The following is a 20,170-nucleotide window of genomic DNA, read 5'->3' on the forward strand; positions in this document are numbered from 1 at the left end:
TAGTGGGAACTGGGGGCAACCCTTACCACCCGGTGTGCTTCGGGTCACGCCCCGCAGCACCACGACCCTCAGGGCAGTCGGCCCCGGAACCGGCGCCGCTCGGCGCGCGAGGGCGAGGGCTCGTCCGCCAGCCGCACGACCGGATCCTCCGGCCCCTCCCGGCCCGCGACCACCGGCCGCCCGGCGCCGAGGGCCTTGGCCCGGTACTGGGCGGCGTCGGCGAGCCGGAACAACCGCCGGGCGTCGCACACCTCCCCGATCGGGTCCTCGGTCGACGCGACCCCGCACGCCACCCCCTCCCCCAGCTCCAACTCCCCGGCCCTGCGGCACAGTTCGTCGGCGGCCTTGACCACGTCATCGGCCGCCGGCCCGACGGCCAGCAGACAGAACTCGTCCCCGCCGAGCCGCGCGACCAGCGCGCCCGGCACCATCGCCCCGCACAGCGACAGCACGGAGCCGAAGCGCTCCAGCAGCCGGTCGCCGACGGCGTGCCCGAGGGTGTCGTTGACCCGCTTCAGCCCATTGAGATCACAGACGACGAGACTGACGACCGCACCCTCCCTGCGGTGCCGCTCGACGGCCTCCTCCAGGCGTACGTCCACGGCGCGGCGGTTGGCGAGCCCGGTGAGGGCGTCGGTGTACGCGAGCCGGCGGGCCTCCTCCAGCCGCTCGGCCTGCGCAAGCCCGGCGGCGACGACGGCGGCCAGCACGGTGGCGAAGTCGGCGTCGGACCGGTCGAACACCGGGGCCTTGACGGCGCGGGCGACATACAACTCGCCCCAGGCCCTGCCGTGCAACACGACCGGGGCGACGACACAGCAGCCGCGCCCCCGGCGACGCAGGGCGGCGACCCGTCGATGGAAGTAGCCGGGGGTGCCGGCGGCGGTCCCCTCGGCGGTCTCCACCCAGGCGTTGGGCCCGCCCCCGCCGGCCCACCGTTCATGCAGGAACTCGGTGATCTCCGGGAACTGGTGCACCGGGTAGGCCTCGGCCGCGGGGAACTCCTCCTCGTCCGGGCGCCGGTCCCCCACGTTGACGAGGACGCGCAGCCGGCCCAGCTCCCGCTCCCACACCGACAGCGCGGCGAAGCTGCCGTCCAGCGCCCGGCAGGCGCCGAGTGCGGCGGCCTGCCACGCGTCCCGCGGGGTGCGTGCCGCGGCCATGCCCTGCGCCAGCGCGACTACGGCCGCGAGCCGCTTGTCCTCACCCATTACTCCAGGTTAGGGACGATATGGGGTGATGGGGAGATGGGCATGGCGAACAGGTGGATACGCGCGCGCCCACCAGCTTGAGCAGGCATCTCCGTTGCCAGGCGCAGATTACGTCGGTGGGGAACCGCGATGGCGCCGACTACTCCCCCGGCCACTGCGGCGTGCGCTTCTCGTTGAATGCCGCCACGCCCTCCGCCCGGTCCGCAGAGAAGGCGACCGTTCGCCAGGCGGCGTCCTCGACCTCCAGGCCGGCGCGCAGATCGAGCCCGTGCCCCAGCCGCAGCGCCCGCTTGGCGGCCCGGAGTCCGACCGGGGAGTTCGCGGCGATCCCGGCGGCCAGCGCCAGCGCCTCCTCCCGGTCGCGGCCCTCGTCCACGAGCTGGTCGACCAGCCCCAGTTGGGCCGCCTCCGCCGCCTCCACCCGCCGCGCGGAGAAGATCAGTTCGGCCGCCCGGGCCGCACCCACGCGCCGGGGCAGCAGCTGCGTACCGCCACCGCCCGGGATCACCCCCACGGACACCTCCGGCAACCCCACCACCGCCGTACGGTCGGCCACGATCAGGTCGCAGGACAGGGCCAGTTCGAAACCGCCGCCCAGTGCGAACCCGTGCACCGCCGCGATCGTCGGCATCGGCAGCTCCAGCACTCCGGTGTACGCCCCGCGCGTCACCGGCCGCTGCCGCCGAAGGTCCGCGTCACTGAAGGAGTTCCGCTCCTTCAGATCCGCCCCGACGCAGAACGCCCGCTCATGGGACGAGGTCAGGACCACCACACGCGCCTCCCGGTCGGCGGCCAGCGCCGTGCACGCAGCCACGAGCGATCGGGCCATCTCCGTCGAGACGGCGTTCATGGCCTTGGGCCGGTCCAGCACCAGCTCCGCGACCGGCCCGTGCCGCCGTACCAGCACGAACTCCCCGAACCGCTCCTCGCTCATGACACCCTCCGTCACGTGTTAACGCCGGTTAACGCCCTGTCGGCCCGATCATCGCAGCCGTACCCGAGCTCGGGAAACCCCAGGGGGCTACGCCCGTTCGAGTGACATCCCACCCGTCTCACCCCACATCGCCCACAGGACCGCATAGCGTGCGTCCGCCACGGCGCGCCCCGGGCGCGCGGCGGGGAGGGGAACCATGTCACCGATACCTGCACAGTCCGGTCCGGACGATCCGGAAGGCGGCGCATCCGGCGTACGGCGCGGACGTCACCGCAAGCCGCGCCCGCGCAAGGTGCTGCTCGCCGCGGGCGGTCTCGCCCTGGCCGCGGGGGTGCTCAGCCTGGTCCGGGTCACACCGGATCCGGGCGCCGGCTCCCCGGGCACGGCGGAGGCCGAGCCCCGCCTGGGCACGAGCACGAGCGACGGCGGCACGGACCACGCGGCGAACACCGCCGGCACGGCCGCCACCGCCCCGACCGCACTGTCCTCGGCGACGTCGGCCATGGGCGGCAGAAGCCTCGCGCCCACGACCGGCACGCGACCGAGGAAACCGCCCGCACCATCCGCCGGGACCACTACGCCGCCCCCGACCACGCTCCCGTCCGGGCCGCCCGCCACGACCCCACACTCCCCGGAGCCGACATCCGCCCCGCCGACGCCCCGGCCCACGCCGACGACCCCGGCGCCCAGCCACAGCACGACGCCCCCCGGTCCGGGCGGGTTGTGCGTACCGATGCTCGGCATCTGCGTGAGCCTGCGCGACGGCACCAGCCACTAGGAGCCGACCAGACTACGACTGCCCCTCACGGCGGTTCAGCAGCCAGGGCTCGACCACACCGAGCCCGCGCACCGGCCGCTGCCACATCGGCTGGAGCGCGAAGCGGTACACCGGCGGCTCCTCGCCCTCCTTCTCGGCGGCCGCGGCGGCCTCGGCCGCCTCCGCCTCGGAGACGGGCGCCTCACCGCTGCGGATCAGCTCCTCGGCGAAGGCGCTGTCCACCAGCACGGCGTCCCGGGGCGCTATGGACGTCAGCCGGGAGGCCAGGTTCACGGTCGTACCGAACACATCACCCATACGAGTGGTGACCGTGCCGAACGCCATGCCGACCCGCAGCTCCGGCATCGTCTCGTCGTTCGCCAGGGTCTCGACGAGTCGCATCGCGATGTCCGCGGCCGTACCGGCGTCGTCCGCCGCGTACAGCACCTCGTCGCCGAGGGTCTTGATGAGCCGCCCGCCACGCGCGGCCACCAGATCCGCCGCGGTGGTCTCGAAGGCCTCGACCAGCTCGCCGAGCTCCTCCTCCTCCATCCGGCGGGTCAACCGCGTGAACCCCACCAGATCGGCGAAGCCGACGGCGAGCCGCCGGTCGACCATCTCCTCGTCGTCGGCCGACTGCACGACCCGCCCGGCCGAGGCGGCGAGCTGCCGCCGCCACACATAGACCAGGAACTCCTCCAGCTCGGGCAGGAGCAGCTCGACGATCGGGTACGTCACCTCCGTGCGGGTCATGCCGGGCTCGGGCGGCTCGGTCAGGCCCTCCAGGAAGGAATCCATCTGCCACTCGGCCAACCGGGCGGTGGTCTGCCCCGTGGACCGGGCCACCTGCACCGCCATGGCCTCGCTGAGCAGCCCCGCCTCGACCAGACCGGCGAGCCGGCGCAGGGCGAGCACATCGGCCTCCGTCAGCGCCTTGGCCTGCCCGATGTCGGCGAACCCCATGGCCCGCCAGAACCGTGACGCCAGCTCCATGGAGACACCGGCGCTACGGGCCGCCTGGAACGGGGTGTAGCGGCGCTCGGCGCCCAGGATGAGCTGTTCGAGGCGCAGGGCCAGCGGGTCCTCACCGGGATCGGCGGCATGGGCGTTCCCCCCGTCCTGGGGAGGGTCCACCCGGCCGTCCGCGTCCGCGCCGGAGCCCGTGTCGTCGACGGTCACGCCTGCTGCCCTTCCGATCTGCCGCGGTCAGGTATCGACCGGCCTCAACTCTACGGCAGGTGTGCGCCAGCTCACTCCGTTGGGTTCGGCCGACGACACGCTCCCCGGTGCCGGGCGCGCACACCGCCGTTGCCGCTGGCCACCCCGGGGGCTGCCGCCCCCAGACCCCCGCATCGGGCCATGCCCGGGGACGCCTCCGCCATCGCCGAGCGAGGGCCCACGGTGGCCGGTCGCGCAGTTCCCCGCGCCCCTTGGGGAGCTGCAGTGCCGTCGACCGCAAGGCACCGCAGCCACCCACGGCGGGAAGACGGATCGACGCGCCCCGACGGCGATGGCGCGGCGGCCGCGCACGGCGGGAAGGGGACGTGTCGGGGGGTGTCCGCCCGCAGCGGTTGGCGCGTCAACACAGGGCCCTGGACAGCCAACCGATTCCGCGCCGTTCCGAGGACGGACACCCCCCGGCGCGGCCCCGACCCCAAACCCCGCACTGGGCGCTACACGCACCCCCACCCACCCGCAGCGGCGCCGCAGGCATCCACACACCCGCCGCAGCGACACGACGACGCCCCCGCCCCCTCACGCAGGCCGCAGATGGACGATGTCCCCCGCCCCCACAGGCTCCTGCACCCCCTCCTCCGTCGCGATGACCAGGCGCCCGTCCCCGTCGACCGCCACAGCCTCGCCCACGATCGCCCGCTCCCCAGGCAGCTCGGCCCGCACAGCGCGCCCCAGCGTCGCGCACCCGGCCGCGTACGTCTCCTGCAGACCGCAGGCCACCGGGTCACCTGCCACCGCCCGCCACCGCCCGTACCACTCCTCCAGCGCCCGCAGCACGGCCCGCAGCAACGGATCCCGGTCCGTCTCCACCGCCCCGGCCAGCGCCAGCGAACCCGCCTGGGGCACCGGCAGCTCGTCCGCCCGCAGCGTGACGTTGATGCCGACGCCGATGACCACGCCGTCCTCCCCGGCGCGTTCCGCGAGAATCCCGCCGGCCTTGCGCTCCTCGCCCCCGACCGTCACGAGCAGATCGTTCGGCCACTTCAGGGCCGTGTCGACGCCCGCCGCCCGGGACAGCCCGGTCGCCACGGCGACCCCGGTGAGCAGCGGCAGCCAGCCCCAGCGGGCCACCGGCACCTCGGCGGGCCGCAGCAGCACGGAGAAGAAGAGCCCCGAGCGCGGCGGCGCCGTCCACCGCCGGTCCAGCCGCCCCTTGCCCGCGGTCTGCTCCTCGGCCACCAGCACGACCCCCTCGTCGGCCTCGCCGGCCTGACCGGCGACGGCCCGGGCGGCCAGGTCGGAGTTGGTGGAGCCGGTGCGCTGCACCACGTCCACCGCCCGGTACAGACTTCCTTCGCGGATCAGCGCACGCCGCAGCGCCGCGGCGTTCAGGGGCGGACGATCCAGATCGGACCAGCGACTCTCACCCTGGGGGTCGCCCCGGCGGTCGCCCCGGCCGTCATCTGATGCATTGTTCGGCGTCATGCAAGTCACCCTAGGTGTGGGAAACGCCGCACTGCCGACCCGAAGCCCCAGCACTACTCTACGGATGAGTAACCGTCCCCCCTTTTGAGCAGGCAGGGAGCCGCATCCCGATGTCCGAGCCGGAAGAGATCGACATTCACACCACCGCGGGCAAGCTCGCGGACCTGCAGCGCCGTATCCACGAGGCGACGCACGCCGGCTCGGAACGCGCCGTCGAAAAGCAGCACGCCAAGGGCAAGCTGACGGCCCGTGAGCGCATCGAGCTCCTCCTCGACGAGGGTTCCTTCGTCGAGCTGGACGAGTTCGCCCGGCACCGCTCCACCAACTTCGGGCTGGAGAAGAACCGCCCGTACGGCGACGGCGTCGTCACCGGCTACGGCACGGTCGACGGCCGCCCGGTCGCCGTCTTCTCGCAGGACTTCACCGTCTTCGGCGGCGCCCTCGGCGAGGTCTACGGCCAGAAGATCGTCAAGGTCATGGACTTCGCGCTGAAGACCGGCTGCCCGGTCATCGGCATCAACGACTCCGGCGGCGCCCGCATCCAGGAGGGAGTCGCCTCCCTCGGCGCCTACGGCGAGATCTTCCGCCGCAACACCCACGCCTCCGGTGTGATCCCGCAGATCAGCCTGGTCGTCGGTCCCTGCGCGGGCGGCGCGGTGTACTCCCCCGCGATCACCGACTTCACGGTCATGGTCGACCAGACCTCGCACATGTTCATCACCGGCCCGGACGTCATCAAGACCGTCACCGGCGAGGACGTCGGCTTCGAGGAGCTGGGCGGCGCCCGCACCCACAACGCCACCTCCGGCGTGGCGCACCACATGGCGGGCGACGAGAAGGACGCCATCGAATACGTCAAGCAGCTCCTCTCCTACCTGCCGTCCAACAACCTCTCCGAACCCCCGGTCTTCCCGGAGGAGTCGGACCTCGCCGTCAGCGCCGAGGACCTGGAGCTGGACACCCTGGTCCCGGACAGCGCGAACCAGCCGTACGACATCCGCACGGTGCTCGAACACGTCCTGGACGACGCCGAGTTCTTCGAAACCCAGTCGCTGTTCGCGCCGAACATCGTCACCGGCTTCGGCCGGGTCGAGGGCCACCCCGTCGGCATCGTCGCCAACCAGCCGATGCAGTTCGCCGGCTGCCTGGACATCGACGCGTCCGAGAAGGGCGCCCGCTTCGTGCGCACCTGCGACGCCTTCAACATCCCGGTGCTGACGTTCGTCGACGTACCCGGGTTCCTCCCCGGCGTCGACCAGGAGCACACCGGCATCATCCGCCGCGGCGCCAAGCTGATCTACGCCTACGCGGAGGCGACGGTCCCCCTCATCACGGTGATCACCCGCAAGGCCTTCGGCGGGGCGTACGACGTCATGGGCTCCAAGCATCTGGGCGCCGACCTCAACCTGGCCTGGCCGACCGCCCAGATCGCCGTCATGGGCGCCCAGGGCGCGGTCAACATCCTGCACCGCCGCACCATCGCCGAGGCGGAGTCCGCCGGAAACGGCGCGGACACCCGGGCCCGGCTGATCCAGGAGTACGAGGACACCCTCCTCAACCCCTACATCGCGGCCGAGCGCGGCTACATCGACGCGGTGATCATGCCGTCCGACACTCGCGCCCACATCGTCCGCGGCCTGCGTCAGCTGCGCACGAAGCGGGAATCCCTGCCTCCGAAGAAGCACGGCAACATCCCCCTCTAGTCCCCTCCAAGCCGTGCTGCCCCTGGGAGCGTCATGAACATCAAGGTCGTACGAGGCAACCCGACCCCCGAGGAGCTGGCCGCCGCCCTGGCGGTGGTCCGCGCCCGCGCCGCGGCGGCAGCGGCAACGCCGTCCGGCGCGGAGCCCCCGCGGGACGCGTGGTCCGACCCGTCCCGGATCGCGTCGGCCCACCTGCCCAAGCCCGGTCCGACGTCCTGGACCCGCACGTACTGGCCGAGCTAGCAGGACAACACGGGGCGCCAATTGAGTACCGCTACTCAGGCGCCCACCCCCCACCGGGCCGCACGCTGGATGGATGCTGTGGTCAGACCCGGACGACGAGCCGCCGAAGGACCTGCGCGAAGCGCAGGACATGCTTCGGCGGCTCGGCCTCTTCATGGCCGTGGCGATGATCCTGACGATGCTGGTGATCGGCCTGAGGTGAGCCGGCAGGCAGCCGTGGCTAACCTGACCGCATGACTGCAACGCACCGCCGCCGCCTGATCCTCGCCTCCGCCTCCCCCGCCCGCCTGGGCCTCCTGAGGCAGGCCGGCCTCTCACCGGAGGTGATCGTGAGCGGGGTCGACGAGGACGCCCTCACCGCACCCACCCCGGCGGAGCTGGCGCTCGCGCTGGCCGAGGCGAAGGCCTCGGTCGTGGCGGCGAAGCCGGAGGTGCAGGGCGCCCTGGTGATCGGCTGTGACTCGGTGCTGGAGCTGGACGGCCAGGCCCTCGGCAAGCCCGCCGACGCCGAGGAGGCGACCGCCCGCTGGAAGGCGATGCGCGGCCGGGCCGGAACCCTCCAGACGGGCCACTGCATCTGGGACACGGCGGCCAAGCGCTACGTCTCCGGGACCGCCTCGACCGTCGTCCACTTCGGCGAGCCGACGGACGAGGAGATCGCCGCGTACGTCGCCTCCGGCGAACCGCTCTACGTCGCCGGGGCCTTCACCCTGGACGGCCTTTCGGCGCCGTTCATCAAGGGCATCGACGGCGACCACGGCAATGTGATCGGCATCAGCCTGCCCCTGGTGCGCAAGCTGCTGGCCGAACTGGGCATCGGCATCACGGAGTTGTGGTCGCCGGCCGAATGAGCTGACCGGACACGGAGCCCCGCGCCCCCTCGCCCCCGCCCGTACGCTCCGCACGAGGCACCGCCCCGGCCACCCCACCCGAAGCCGCACCCGAAGCCGTCCCCAGGCCCGCACCCGGGGCCACGCCCGAAACCGTCCCCAGGCCCGCACCCGGCATCCCACCTGAAGCCGCACCCGAGGCCTCACCCAAAGCCGTCCGCAGGCCCGCACCCGGGCCCACACCCGAAGCCGCACCCAGGCCCGCACCCGGAGCCGTCCCCCGGCCCTCACCCGGGGCCACCGTCCCCAAGCCCGCACCCAGCATCCCACCCGAAGCCGCACCCGAGGCCTCACCCAAAGCCGCCCCCAGGCCCACACCCGAAGCCGCCCCCAGGCCCTCACCCGGGGCCACACCCGGTGTCGCACCCGGGCCCGCACCCGGCATCTCACCCGAAGCCACGCCCGGGGCCTCACCCGAAGGCCGCCCCCAGGCCCGCACCCGGGCCCTCACTCGAAGCCGCACCCGAGCCCGCACCCGGGCCCGCGCCCGGTGCCGTGGCCGCCCCGGGCCCGGTCAAGGTGTCCGGGGCGCCGCCCTCCCCCGCCCCGCCGCCGGAGGCACCCGGCTGGGGTCCGCCCTCATGGTCGTACGTCATCAGGAGCAGGACGACGAGACCGAGCACCACCATCAGGAACAGGAACGCCGTCCAGCCGACCATGCTCCAGGCGAACGCGCCGAGCAGGCCGTGCACGACGGCCACGCTGATCAGCAGGACGCGGCCGAATCCGGCGGGCGCGCGGTTCCGTATCGCGACCAGGACGGCCACCAGCGCGCACAGCGCGAAGTAGAGGCCGAAGACGACGCCGCCGATCTTCGAGGACGTCGCCATCACGGACGGGTCGAGGCCGGCCAGGGACATGTCCTGACGGTCGACGACCACGCCGAGGAACCAGTTCAGCGCCGCGATGAAGAAGGCCTCCGCCAGGAGGACGATCGCGACGACCCACGCCACCGGTCTGCGCACCACCGGTCCCCACCCACTCTCAAGCCAGCGCCTGTTACCCCAGGTACGTACGGGACATCACGAACGCTACTAACGGGTAAACCCCGGGACAAGGGTTCGTGCGGCAGCAAAGAATCATTGGGCCATTCGTAGGGACTCGACAAAGAAACAGAGTGGGCCGCAGCACGCCCTCACAGAGACCTTGACCACACGACGGGGCTAGGGTTTCCGGGAGGAGAGCTGCGTACCGAGGTGCGACAAGGCTTTTCGCGGGTCGAGCGAGCCTCGAATCACGCTCCGTGTGGGCAAGCTCACCATTGGGGACGGGTCGAAGTGCCGTGTCGGCAGTCCCTAAACTCGGCTTGTTTCAAGGAGGGAGCCTCAATCGTGCGCAAGGTGCTCATCGCCAACCGTGGCGAAATCGCTGTCCGCGTGGCCCGGGCCTGCCGGGACGCAGGGATCGCGAGCGTGGCCGTCTACGCGGACCCGGACCGGGACGCTCTGCATGTCCGCGCCGCGGATGAGGCGTTCGCCCTGGGCGGTGACACCCCGGCCACCAGCTACCTGGACATCGAGAAGGTCCTGAACGCGGCGCGCGAGTCCGGCGCGGACGCCGTCCATCCGGGTTACGGCTTCCTCTCGGAGAACGCCGACTTCGCGCAGGCGGTCCTGGACGCCGGTCTGATCTGGATCGGCCCCCCGCCGCAGGCGATCCGCGACCTGGGTGACAAGGTCGCCGCCCGCCACATCGCCCAGCGCGCCGGCGCCCCGCTGGTGGCCGGCACCCCCGACCCGGTCTCCGGCGCGGAGGAGGTCGTGGCCTTCGCCGAGGAGCACGGCCTGCCCATCGCGATCAAGGCCGCCTTCGGTGGCGGCGGCCGCGGTCTGAAGGTCGCCCGCACCCTCGAAGAGGTCCCGGAGCTGTACGAGTCGGCGGTCCGCGAGGCGGTCGCCGCCTTCGGCCGCGGCGAGTGCTTCGTGGAGCGCTACCTGGACCGTCCGCGGCACGTGGAGACCCAGTGCCTGGCGGACAAGCACGGCAACGTGGTCGTCGTGTCGACGCGTGACTGCTCCCTGCAGCGCCGGCACCAGAAGCTGGTCGAGGAGGCCCCTGCGCCGTTCCTCTCCGACGAGCAGGTCGCCGAGCTGTACCACGCCTCGAAGGCCATCCTGAAGGAGGCCGGCTACGAGGGCGCGGGCACCTGCGAGTTCCTGGTCGGCCAGGACGGCACGATCTCCTTCCTTGAGGTCAACACCCGCCTCCAGGTGGAGCACCCAGTGACGGAGGAGATCTCCGGCATCGACCTGGTCCGCGAGATGTTCCGCATCGCCGACGGCGAGGAACTGGGCTACGACGACCCGCAGTTGCGCGGCCACTCCTTCGAGTTCCGCATCAACGGCGAGGACCCGGGCCGCAACTTCCTGCCCGCCCCGGGCACCGTCACCACGTTCCACGCGCCGTCCGGCCCCGGTGTCCGGCTGGACGCGGGCGTGGAGTCCGGCTCGGTCATCGGCCCGGCCTGGGACTCCCTCCTGGCCAAGCTGATCGTGACGGGCCGTACCCGCAAGGAGGCCCTGCAGCGGGCCGCGCGCGCCCTGGACGAGTTCCGGGTCGAGGGCATGGCCACCGCGATCCCGTTCCACCGCGCGGTCGTGAAGGACCCGGCGTTCGCCCCGGAACTCACCGGCAGCGAGGCCTCGTTCACGGTCCACACGCGCTGGATCGAGACCGAGTTCGTCAACGAGATCAAGCCCTTCGCCACCCCCGCCGACACGGAGGCGGAGGAGGACACGAGCCGCGAGACGGTCGTCGTCGAGGTCGGCGGCAAGCGCCTCGAGGTCTCCCTGCCGGCCTCCCTCGGCATGTCCCTGGCCCGCACCGGCCTCGCCGCGGGCGCGAAGCCGAAGCGCCGCGCGGCCAAGAAGTCCGGGCCTGTGGCCTCCGGCGACACCCTCGCCTCACCGATGCAGGGCACCATCGTCAAGGTGGCCGTCGAGGAGGGTCAGGAGGTCAAGGAGGGCGACCTGGTCGTCGTCCTGGAGGCCATGAAGATGGAACAGCCCCTCAACGCCCACAAGGCGGGCACCATCAAGGGGCTGAGCGCGGAGGTCGGCGCCTCCATCACCTCGGGCGCGGCGATCTGCGAGATCAAGGACTGACGGCACGCTTCACAGTGACGCCCGGTGGACCGACCGCTTTCGGTCCACCGGGCGTCACTTTTTCGAGTACGCGAGGGGCAGCCGACCCAGGGGCGCGGGGAACTGCGCGACAAGCCACGGCGAACCCGCACCCGCCCAACAACCCGGAGTCCTACGGCGATTGGGCACCGAGAGTCGGCCGAGCCCGACAGCTACCGGCGCCGCAGATCAGCGACGCGCCCCCGCTCAGCCCCCGTCGGCTGATCCCCGAGCACTCCACGCAGCCCACTTCCCGGGGCACCCCGCCTGGGCCCCGGCAGGGACGCACGCCGCGCCGGGGCCTGCTCACCCCCCGGAGGGGCCCCGCTCGCCCCGGCCACGGCGATCTGCACCCCCTGGTCGGCGAGGGCCTGCAACTCGGTTCCGGCGCGGTCGTCGTGCGGCGGGGGCTCGTCGGTGACCAGGCGGGTGATGACGTCCGTCGGCACGGTCTGGAACATCGTGTCCGTGCCGAGCTTGGTGTGGTCGGCGAGGACGACGACCTCGGCGGCGGCCTGGACGAGGGCCCGGTCGACGGACGCCGAGAGCATGTTGGACGTGGACAGACCCCGCTCCGCGGTCAGGCCGCTCCCCGAGAGGAACGCCTTCGACACTCTCAGCCCCTGCAGGGACTGCTCCGCGCCGGAGCCGACGAGGGCGTAGTTGGAGCCGCGCAGGGTGCCTCCGGTCATCACGACCTCCACCCGGTTGGCATGGGCCAACGCCTGGGCGACCAGGAGGGAGTTGGTGACGACGGTCAGGCCGGGCACCCGCGCGAGCCGGCGGGCCAGCTCCTGTGTGGTGGTACCCGCGCCGACCACAATGGCCTCGCCCTCTTCGACGAGACCCGCGGCGAGATCGGCGATGGCCGTCTTCTCGGCGGTCGCGAGATGGGACTTCTGCGGGAAGCCCGACTCGCGGGTGAATCCACCCGGTAGTACGGCACCGCCGTGCCGGCGGTCGAGGAGTCCTTCTGCCTCCAGTGCCCGCACGTCCCGCCGTACGGTCACTTCGGAGGTCTGGACGACGCGGGCGAGTTCACGGAGCGACACGGCACCGTTCGCTCGCACCATTTCGAGGATCAATTGGCGACGTTCAGCAGCGAACACGAAACTGACAGTAACCCCAGCGACCGTCTGCTTTCAGCAGTTTGCGCCGAATAACAGAAGTTGTTCGCATGGCGGGGCGGGAAGTGGTATAGGACCGATCCGCCCCGACTATGCCGTACGCACGCGCGGCAACTCCCCGTGACCAGCGGGAAGTCGGATCCGGCCGTCAGGCCTCCGCGCTCGTCTTGCGGGTGTGCAGCTGCCGGGCCACCTCCGCGATCGACCCCGAAAGGGAGGGGTACACCGTGAACGCGTTCGCGATCTGCTCGACCGTCAGATTGTTGTCGACGGCGATCGAGATGGGGTGGATCAGTTCCGAGGCGCGGGGCGCGACGACCACACCGCCGACGACGATGCCCGTACCCGGCCGGCAGAAGATCTTGACGAAGCCGTCCCGGATGCCCTGCATCTTGGCGCGCGGGTTGCGCAGCAGCGGCAGCTTCACGACCCGGGCGTCGATCTTGCCCGCGTCGACGTCGGCCTGGGTGTAGCCGACCGTCGCGATCTCAGGGTCGGTGAAGACGTTGGAGGACACGGTCTTCAGGTTCAGCGGGGTGACCGCGTCGCCGAGGAAGTGGTACATGGCGATACGTCCCTGCATGGCGGCGACGGAGGCGAGCGCGAAGATGCCCGTCACGTCACCGGCCGCGTACACGCCCGGGGCGGTCGTACGCGAGACCTTGTCGGTCCAGATGTGACCCGAGTCGCGCAGCTTGACGCCGGCCTCCTCCAGGCCGAGCCCCGCGCTGTTCGGGATGGCGCCGACGGCCATCAGACAGTGCGAGCCGGTGATGACCCGGCCGTCGGCCAGCGTCACCTCGACCCGGTCGCCGACGCGCTTGGCGGACTGCGCGCGGGAGCGGGCCATGACGTTCATGCCGCGGCGCCGGAAGACGTCCTCCAGGACGGCGGCGGCATCCGGGTCCTCGCCGGGCAGCACCCGGTCGCGCGACGACACCAGCGTGACCTTGGCCCCCAGCGCCTGATAGGCGCCGGCGAACTCGGCACCGGTCACACCGGAGCCGACCACGATCAGCTCTTCCGGCAGCTCGGTGAGGTCGTAGACCTGGGTCCAGTTGAGGATGCGCTCGCCGTCGGGCTGGGCGTCGGGCAGCTCACGCGGGTGACCACCGGTGGCGATGAGGACGGCGTCGGCGGTGAGGGTCTCCTCGGCGCCGTCGGCGGCGGTGACGACGACCTTGCGGGACCCGTCGAGGGCCTGCATGCCCTCCAGGCGGCCGCGCCCGCGCATGACCCGGGCGCCGGCGCGTGTGACGGAGGCGGTGATGTCGTGCGACTGCGCGAGCGCCAGCCGCTTCACCCGGCGGTTGACCTTCCCCAGGTCCACGCCGACCACCCGGGCGGCCTGCTCCAGCGGCGGCGTGTCGTCGGCGACGATGATCCCCAGCTCTTCGTACGACGAATCGAAGGTGGTCATCACCTCGGCCGTGGCGATCAGGGTCTTCGACGGCACGCAGTCGGTCAGCACCGACGCTCCGCCCAGACCGTCGCAGTCGACGACGGTCACCTCCGCACCGAGCTGTGCGGCTACCAGGGCCGCTTCATATCCGCCGGGTCCGCCACCGATGATCACGATCCGAGTCACGTACCCCATTGTCCCGCACGCTTCAAGGTGCTACTGCCCGGGGGCGCACAAGAGTGTCTGCCGGGGCACGAGTGACGGGACTTTCCCTACTATCCCTGCCGTACCCTCTCTCCATGTCGCTCTATGCCGCGTACGCCGGCAATCTCGACGCGCGCCTGATGGCCTTCCGCGCGCCGCACTCCCCGCTGCGTGCCACGGGCTGGCTGAACGGCTGGCGGCTGACGTTCGGCGGCCAGCAGCCGGCCGGGGAGGGCGCGCTGGCGACGATCGTCGAGGACCCGCTCGCCCAGGTCTTCGTCGGGCTGTACGACATCGCACCGCTGGACGAGGAGTCCCTCGACCGGTGGGAGGGCGTGGGCGACGACCTCTACCGCCGGGTCCGCGTGCGCGTGCACACCCTGGACGGCGAGGAAGCGGCGTGGACGTACGTCCTCAACGGCTACGAGGGCGGTCTGCCCTCGGCGCGCTATCTGGGCGAGATCGCCGACGCGGCGGAGTCCGCCGGGGCGCCCCACGACTATGTGATGGAACTCCGCAAGCGCCCCTGCTGACGCGCCGCGCCGATCAAGCGGGCTCTTTCGTTGGAAACGACAAGACAACGATCGCCATCCCGTGGGCTCTGTCATCTACGCGCGTAGGCGAAGACGAGCTACTCTCGTCGGCGTGAACGCATCTCTTCTTCCGGACGACATCCAGGGCGACCCCTACGCCGCCGCCGACGCCGCCGCCGCGCGCCTGCGCGAACTCACCGGCGCCGAGACCCACGACGTCGCCCTCGTGATGGGCTCCGGCTGGGCTCCGGCCGTCGACGCCCTGGGCGCACCCGACGCCGAGTTCCAGGTCACCGAGCTGCCCGGCTTCCCGCCGCCGGCCGTCCAGGGGCACGGCGGCAAGATCCGCTCGTACTCCTTCGGTGAGAAGCGCGCCCTGGTCTTCCTGGGCCGCACCCACTACTACGAGGGCCGTGGCGTCGCCGCCGTCGCCCACGGCGTGCGCACCGCCGTGGCCGCCGGCTGCAAGACCGTGGTCCTCACCAACGGCTGCGGCGGCCTGCGCGAGGGCATGCGCCCCGGCCAGCCGGTCCTCATCAGCGACCACATCAACCTGACGGCCACCTCCCCGATCGTCGGCGCGAACTTCGTCGACCTGACGGACCTCTACTCCCCCCGTCTGCGCGCCCTGTGCAAGGAGGTCGACCCCACCCTGGAGGAGGGCGTCTACGCACAGTTCCCCGGCCCGCACTACGAGACCCCGGCCGAGATCCGCATGGCCCGCGTCATCGGCGCGGACCTGGTCGGCATGTCCACGGTCCTGGAGGCCATCGCCGCGCGTGAGGCGGGCGCCGAGGTGCTGGGCATCTCCCTGGTCACCAACCTCGCGGCCGGCATGACCGGCGAGCCCCTCAACCACGAGGAGGTCCTCCAGGCGGGCCGCGACTCCGCCGCACGAATGGGCGAGCTGCTGACGCAGGTTCTGGGCAAGCTGTAAGAGGGCCGTGGTGTCGCTGCGCTGCGGGGCGTGGGCGGTTGTGCTGCTGCGCCGCTGTACTGCGGGGCGCGGGATGACTGCACTGCGGGGCGCGGGGCGGCTGCACTGCGGGGCGCGGGGCGGCTGTACTGCGTGGCCCGGGGCGGCTGTACTGCTGCGCTGCGTGGCGCAGGGCGGTTATTACTGCTGCACTGTGGTGACGCAGGGCAGTTGTACTGGCTGCACTGCGGTGGCGGTGGGCGGTCGCCCTGCTGCAACCGCGGCGGCGGTGGGCGGTCGCGGATGATGTGGTCACACGTGGCCATGGCGGACGCTGCGGGTAGCCCGGGGCAGTCGCGGACGCTGCGGTGGCGCGGGGCGGTCGCGGAGGCTGCGATGGCAAAAGGCGGTCGCGGACGCTGCGATGCCGAAGGGCAGTAGGGCAGTAGGGCAGTAGCAAACGCTGCGGTCACACATGGCCAAGGCGGACGCCACGGTCACACACGGCCGAGGCGGACACTGCGGTCGCCACGGCTCAGGCAGACGCTGCGGGTAGCCACGGCGCTCGCGGACACTGTGGGTAGCGCAGGGCAGTCGCGGATGCTGCGATGGCGAGAGGCGGTCGCGGACGCTGCGATGCCGAAGGGCAGTAGGGCAGTAGGGCAGTAGCAAACGCTGCGGTCACACATGGCCGAGGCAGAAGCCACGGTCACACACGGCCAAGGCGGACGCCAAGGTCACACACGGCCGAGGCGGACGCCGCGGTGGCGCAAGCCGACGGTGCGCGCCGCGGTGGCGGTAGTGCGATCCTGCCCGCCCGCTTTCCAGCCGACCGAGTCGGGTGGGCGGGTGGGCCGAGCGGGGGTCTGGGGGCGGAGCCCCCAGCGGAGACTAGGAGAGGTTGATCCCAAGGTGCACGACGATCTCATCGCCCGGGCCAAGGCGTGGCTCGCCGAGGACCCCGACACGGAGACCCGTGACGAACTCGCCGAGCTGATCGACGCCGGGGACGTCACGGAACTGTCGGCCCGCTTCAGCGGCACGCTCCAGTTCGGCACCGCCGGCCTGCGCGGCGAGCTGGGCGCCGGCCCGATGCGCATGAACCGCAGCGTGGTCATCCGCGCCGCCGCCGGCCTCGCCGCGTACCTGAAGAAGAACGAGCCCTCCCAGAGGGAAGGACGAGCCGGCCTCGTCGTCATCGGCTACGACGCCCGCCACAAGTCCGCCGACTTCGCCCGGGACACCGCCGCCGTGATGACCGGCGCCGGTCTGCGGGCCGCCGTACTCCCCCGCCCCCTGCCCACCCCCGTCCTCGCGTTCGCCATACGGCACCTCGGCGCGGTCGCGGGTGTCGAGGTCACTGCCAGCCACAACCCGCCCCGGGACAACGGCTACAAGGTCTACCTCGGCGACGGCTCCCAGATCGTGCCGCCCGCCGACGCGGAGATCGCCGCCGAGATCGACGCGATCGCCTCCCTGCACGACGTACCCCGCCCGGACGCCGGCTGGGAGATCCTGGACGACTCCGTGCTGGAGGCGTACCTGGCCCGTACGGACGCCGTACTGGCCCCTGATTCCCCCCGCACCGCCCGCACCGTCTACACGGCGATGCACGGCGTCGGCAAGGACGTCTTCCTCTCCGCCTTCGCCCGCGCCGGCTTCCCCGAGCCGGTACTGGTCGCCGAACAGGCCGACCCGGACCCGGACTTCCCGACGGTCGCCTTCCCCAACCCGGAGGAGCCGGGCGCGATGGACCTGGCGTTCGCGCAGGCCCGCGCCACCGACCCGGACCTGATCATCGCCAACGACCCCGACGCCGACCGCTGCGCGGTGGCCGTCAAGGACGGCGCCGACTGGCGGATGCTGCGCGGCGACGAGGTCGGCGCGCTGCTCGGCGCCCACCTGGTCCGCCGGGGCGCGACCGGTGTGTTCGCCGAGTCGATCGTCTCTTCCTCCCTGCTCAGCCGCATCGCCGAGAAGGCGGGTCTGCCGTACGAGGAGACGCTGACCGGCTTCAAGTGGATCGCCCGCGTGGAGGGCCTGCGCTACGGCTACGAGGAGGCCCTCGGCTACTGCGTGGACCCCGAGGGCGTGCGCGACAAGGACGGCATCACGGCCGCGCTGCTGATCACCGAGCTGGCCTCCGTGCTCAAGGAGGAGGGCCGTACCCTCCTGGACCTCCTCGACGACCTCGCCGTACAGCACGGCCTGCACGCCACCGACCAGCTCTCGGTGCGCGTCGAGGACCTGTCCGTCATCGCGGACGCGATGCGCCGCCTGCGCGAGCAGCCGCCGACCGAGCTGGCGGGCCTGGCCATCACCCGGGCCGAGGACCTCACCCGGGGCACGGACAGGCTGCCGCCCACGGACGGCCTGCGCTACACCCTCGACGGGGCCCGGGTGATCGTCCGCCCGAGCGGCACCGAGCCGAAGCTGAAGTGCTACCTGGAGGTCGTCGTACCGGTCGCCGCGCACGCCGGCCTGCCGGCCGCCCACGCGCACGCGGCGAAGCTGCTGACCGCGCTGAAGCGCGACCTGTCGACGGCCGCGGGCCTCTGAGCCGTACACACGTCGAACACGTCAAAGGGGTGCCCCCAGCCCGGGGCACCCCTTTCTTCCGCCGCGTACACCCCGCGCACGCCGCGTACTCCGCGACGAGGCCGTCGGCCCGCCCGTTCAGCCGGTCGCCAGCAGAATCACGAGCAGCACCGCGCCCGCCACCGCCGGTGCGATCACCTCGTACGCCCAGCGCACGGTGACCTCGCCCTGTGCCGTCTCCTCCGTGCCGCGCCGTTCCAGCAGCTCCCGCAGCTCGTCCATGACCTGGTCGGTGTCCGCGCGGGTCGGTCCGCCCGCCGCGCCGGAGCCACCGGAGCCGCCGAAGGCACCCAGGCCGCCGAGCCCCCGGCTCGACGCCGCGCCACCGCGTGCCGCCTCCGCCGCCGCCCGCGACCTGTGCAGCTCCGCCTTCTTGCGGGCCCGCAGCGAGACGGGGACGGACCACAGCTGGTACTTGCGACCCGACTTGGCGACGACCTCGTTGGAGTAGCCGGAGCGCAGCCCGGCGACCTCGCCCCAGGGCAGGCCGATCACCCGGAACGGGTTACGGATCCGCAGCCGGTCCTCGCCGGCGAAGACCGCCGGGCGGAGCGTGAAGGCGATCACCAGCGGCACGATCAGGATCATTCCGGCGAGCGCCAGCCACGGCGTGCGGCCATGGCCCTGGAACAGCGCGTCGAAGCCGAGCCAGCCGACGACGAGCAACAGCAGCACACCGCCCACGAGCGCCATGGGCGAGCGGTAGATCCGGTCCTTGGCGGCGGGAGCCGGCGGCGGTGACGCGGGGGACGGGTGGTCCGGGGTGCTCATGGCCCAAGTCTGCACGACACCGGTGGCGGCGCCGCCATGCGCCCCGGAACCGGCGCTCAGCTGTGATCTTCCGAGTGGATATGAGCGCCGGGGGTGTACAGCCGCTACGCGCGTAGATATGCTCGTCTGGTGACCATGCCCACTACCGCACCCACAGCTCACGCTCTCTCGGACGTCACCGCGTCCGACAGCACGCTGCGCCGCTTCCTGCACGGGCTGCCCGGCGTCGACGCGGTCGGCCTGGAGGCGCGCGCCGCGTCTCTCGGCACCCGTTCCATCAAGACCACCGCGAAGGCGTACGCCATCGACCTCGCCATCTCGATGGTCGACCTGACGACGCTGGAAGGCGCGGACACCCCGGGCAAGGTCCGGGCGCTCGGCGCCAAGGCGGCCCACCCGGACCCGACGGACCGGACGGCCCCCACGACCGCGGCCGTCTGCGTCTACCCCGACATGGTGGCCGTCGCCAAGGAGGCCGTCGCCGGCTCCGGCGTCAAGGTCGCCTCCGTCGCCACCGCCTTCCCGGCCGGCCGCGCCGCCCTCGACGTGAAGCTGGCCGACGTGCGCGATGCCGTCGCCGCGGGCGCCGACGAGATCGACATGGTCATCGACCGGGGCGCGTTCCTCGCCGGCAAGTACCTGAAGGTGTACGACGAGATCGTCGCCGTGAAGCAGGCCTGCGGCGACCGCGCCCGGCTGAAGGTCATCTTCGAGACCGGCGAGCTGTCGACGTACGACAACATCCGCCGCGCCTCCTGGCTCGGCATGCTCGCCGGCGCCGACTTCATCAAGACCTCGACGGGCAAGGTGGCGGTCAACGCCACGCCCGCCAACACCCTGCTGATGCTGGAGGCCGTGCGGGACTTCCGCGCCCAGACCGGCGTCCAGGTCGGCGTGAAGCCGGCCGGCGGCATCCGCACCTCCAAGGACGCCGTCAAGTTCCTGGTCCTGGTCAACGAGACCGCGGGCGCGGACTGGCTGGACAACCACTGGTTCCGCTTCGGCGCCTCCTCGCTCCTGAACGACCTGCTGATGCAGCGTCAGAAGCTGGCCACCGGCCGCTACTCCGGCCCCGACTACGTGACGGTGGACTGATCG

The 20,170-nt window shown here is 72.2% G+C and carries 18 protein-coding genes; 10 read left to right on the forward strand and 8 right to left on the reverse strand.

Going from position 1 to position 20,170, the window contains the following annotated elements:
• Window positions 1-68: 68 nt before the first annotated feature.
• Together AB5L52_RS16790 and AB5L52_RS16795 are read right to left on the reverse strand one after the other, a co-directional pair.
• A complete protein-coding gene (locus tag AB5L52_RS16790) occupies window positions 69-1,211 on the reverse strand; it encodes a GGDEF domain-containing protein (RefSeq protein WP_351021267.1) in 1,143 nt (380 codons plus the stop codon).
• Window positions 1,212-1,350: 139 nt separating this feature from the next.
• Complete coding sequence (locus AB5L52_RS16795; RefSeq protein WP_351021269.1) at window positions 1,351-2,145, reverse strand: enoyl-CoA hydratase-related protein; 795 nt, start codon at window positions 2,143-2,145, stop codon at window positions 1,351-1,353.
• Between the two features lie 196 nt (window positions 2,146-2,341).
• Between AB5L52_RS16795 and AB5L52_RS16800 the strand changes: the two genes are divergently transcribed.
• On the forward strand, window positions 2,342-2,923 hold the full coding sequence (locus AB5L52_RS16800) for a hypothetical protein (protein ID WP_369364808.1): 582 nt from the start codon (window positions 2,342-2,344) through the stop codon (window positions 2,921-2,923).
• A 12-nt stretch (window positions 2,924-2,935) separates the two neighbouring features.
• On the opposite strand, the gene AB5L52_RS16805 is transcribed toward AB5L52_RS16800, so the two are convergent.
• Both AB5L52_RS16805 and AB5L52_RS16810 read right to left on the reverse strand, forming a co-directional pair.
• Window positions 2,936-4,081 carry an adenylate/guanylate cyclase domain-containing protein gene (locus AB5L52_RS16805; protein ID WP_351021273.1) on the reverse strand — a complete coding sequence of 382 codons (1,146 nt, stop codon included), beginning with the start codon at window positions 4,079-4,081 and terminating at the stop codon, window positions 2,936-2,938.
• A 576-nt stretch (window positions 4,082-4,657) separates the two neighbouring features.
• On the reverse strand, window positions 4,658-5,563 hold the full coding sequence (locus AB5L52_RS16810) for a biotin--[acetyl-CoA-carboxylase] ligase (RefSeq protein WP_369364810.1): 906 nt from the start codon (window positions 5,561-5,563) through the stop codon (window positions 4,658-4,660).
• 110 nt (window positions 5,564-5,673) lie between these two features.
• On the opposite strand from AB5L52_RS16810, the gene AB5L52_RS16815 reads away from it, so the two are divergent.
• The 4 genes from AB5L52_RS16815 to AB5L52_RS16830 all read left to right on the forward strand — a co-directional run bounded on the left by AB5L52_RS16815 (window position 5,674) and on the right by AB5L52_RS16830 (window position 8,360).
• Window positions 5,674-7,266 carry an acyl-CoA carboxylase subunit beta gene (locus tag AB5L52_RS16815; RefSeq protein ID WP_351021277.1) on the forward strand — a complete coding sequence of 531 codons (1,593 nt, stop codon included), beginning with the start codon at window positions 5,674-5,676 and terminating at the stop codon, window positions 7,264-7,266.
• Window positions 7,267-7,299: 33 nt separating this feature from the next.
• Window positions 7,300-7,509, forward strand: a complete 210-nt coding sequence (locus tag AB5L52_RS16820) for an acyl-CoA carboxylase epsilon subunit (RefSeq protein WP_369364812.1) — start codon at window positions 7,300-7,302, stop codon at window positions 7,507-7,509.
• 73 nt (window positions 7,510-7,582) lie between these two features.
• Window positions 7,583-7,711 (forward strand): morphogenic membrane protein MmpB, encoded by a 129-nt coding sequence (gene mmpB, locus AB5L52_RS16825; RefSeq protein ID WP_023547155.1) that lies wholly within the window; start codon window positions 7,583-7,585, stop codon window positions 7,709-7,711.
• Between the two features lie 31 nt (window positions 7,712-7,742).
• Window positions 7,743-8,360 carry a nucleoside triphosphate pyrophosphatase gene (locus tag AB5L52_RS16830; protein ID WP_351021281.1) on the forward strand — a complete coding sequence of 206 codons (618 nt, stop codon included), beginning with the start codon at window positions 7,743-7,745 and terminating at the stop codon, window positions 8,358-8,360.
• A gap of 449 nt (window positions 8,361-8,809) precedes the next feature.
• On the opposite strand, the gene AB5L52_RS16835 is transcribed toward AB5L52_RS16830, so the two are convergent.
• Window positions 8,810-9,367: a hypothetical protein gene (locus tag AB5L52_RS16835; protein ID WP_369364814.1), complete on the reverse strand. Its 558-nt coding sequence runs from the start codon at window positions 9,365-9,367 to the stop codon at window positions 8,810-8,812.
• A gap of 363 nt (window positions 9,368-9,730) precedes the next feature.
• Here AB5L52_RS16835 and AB5L52_RS16840 point away from each other — a divergent pair, with 363 nt between their 5' ends.
• Window positions 9,731-11,503, forward strand: a complete 1,773-nt coding sequence (locus tag AB5L52_RS16840; protein ID WP_369364815.1) for a biotin carboxylase N-terminal domain-containing protein — start codon at window positions 9,731-9,733, stop codon at window positions 11,501-11,503.
• A gap of 191 nt (window positions 11,504-11,694) precedes the next feature.
• Here AB5L52_RS16840 and AB5L52_RS16845 read toward each other — a convergent pair whose 3' ends face one another.
• Entirely contained in the window at window positions 11,695-12,630 is a 936-nt protein-coding gene (locus AB5L52_RS16845) for a DeoR/GlpR family DNA-binding transcription regulator (RefSeq protein WP_369364817.1), read from the reverse strand.
• 166 nt (window positions 12,631-12,796) lie between these two features.
• On the reverse strand, window positions 12,797-14,245 hold the full coding sequence (locus tag AB5L52_RS16850; RefSeq protein WP_351021287.1) for an NAD(P)H-quinone dehydrogenase: 1,449 nt from the start codon (window positions 14,243-14,245) through the stop codon (window positions 12,797-12,799).
• Window positions 14,246-14,349: 104 nt separating this feature from the next.
• Between AB5L52_RS16850 and AB5L52_RS16855 the strand changes: the two genes are divergently transcribed.
• The 3 genes from AB5L52_RS16855 to AB5L52_RS16865 all read left to right on the forward strand — a co-directional run bounded on the left by AB5L52_RS16855 (window position 14,350) and on the right by AB5L52_RS16865 (window position 18,262).
• Window positions 14,350-14,787 carry a gamma-glutamylcyclotransferase gene (locus AB5L52_RS16855; protein ID WP_351021289.1) on the forward strand — a complete coding sequence of 146 codons (438 nt, stop codon included), beginning with the start codon at window positions 14,350-14,352 and terminating at the stop codon, window positions 14,785-14,787.
• Between the two features lie 112 nt (window positions 14,788-14,899).
• Window positions 14,900-15,724, forward strand: a complete 825-nt coding sequence (locus AB5L52_RS16860; protein ID WP_351021290.1) for a purine-nucleoside phosphorylase — start codon at window positions 14,900-14,902, stop codon at window positions 15,722-15,724.
• Window positions 15,725-16,615: 891 nt separating this feature from the next.
• The gene (locus tag AB5L52_RS16865; protein WP_369364820.1) at window positions 16,616-18,262 is read left to right on the forward strand and encodes a phospho-sugar mutase; all 1,647 of its coding nucleotides are present in this window, start codon (window positions 16,616-16,618) and stop codon (window positions 18,260-18,262) included.
• Between the two features lie 117 nt (window positions 18,263-18,379).
• On the opposite strand, the gene AB5L52_RS16870 is transcribed toward AB5L52_RS16865, so the two are convergent.
• The gene (locus AB5L52_RS16870; RefSeq protein ID WP_369364822.1) at window positions 18,380-19,072 is read right to left on the reverse strand and encodes a PH domain-containing protein; all 693 of its coding nucleotides are present in this window, start codon (window positions 19,070-19,072) and stop codon (window positions 18,380-18,382) included.
• Window positions 19,073-19,207: 135 nt separating this feature from the next.
• On the opposite strand from AB5L52_RS16870, the gene deoC reads away from it, so the two are divergent.
• Window positions 19,208-20,167, forward strand: coding sequence for a deoxyribose-phosphate aldolase (gene deoC / locus AB5L52_RS16875; protein WP_351021650.1), 960 nt, complete (start codon window positions 19,208-19,210; stop codon window positions 20,165-20,167).
• Window positions 20,168-20,170: the final 3 nt, after the last annotated feature.

This window comes from Streptomyces sp. CG4, assembly GCF_041080655.1.
In the GTDB taxonomy this organism is placed as follows: Bacteria; Actinomycetota; Actinomycetes; order Streptomycetales; family Streptomycetaceae; genus Streptomyces.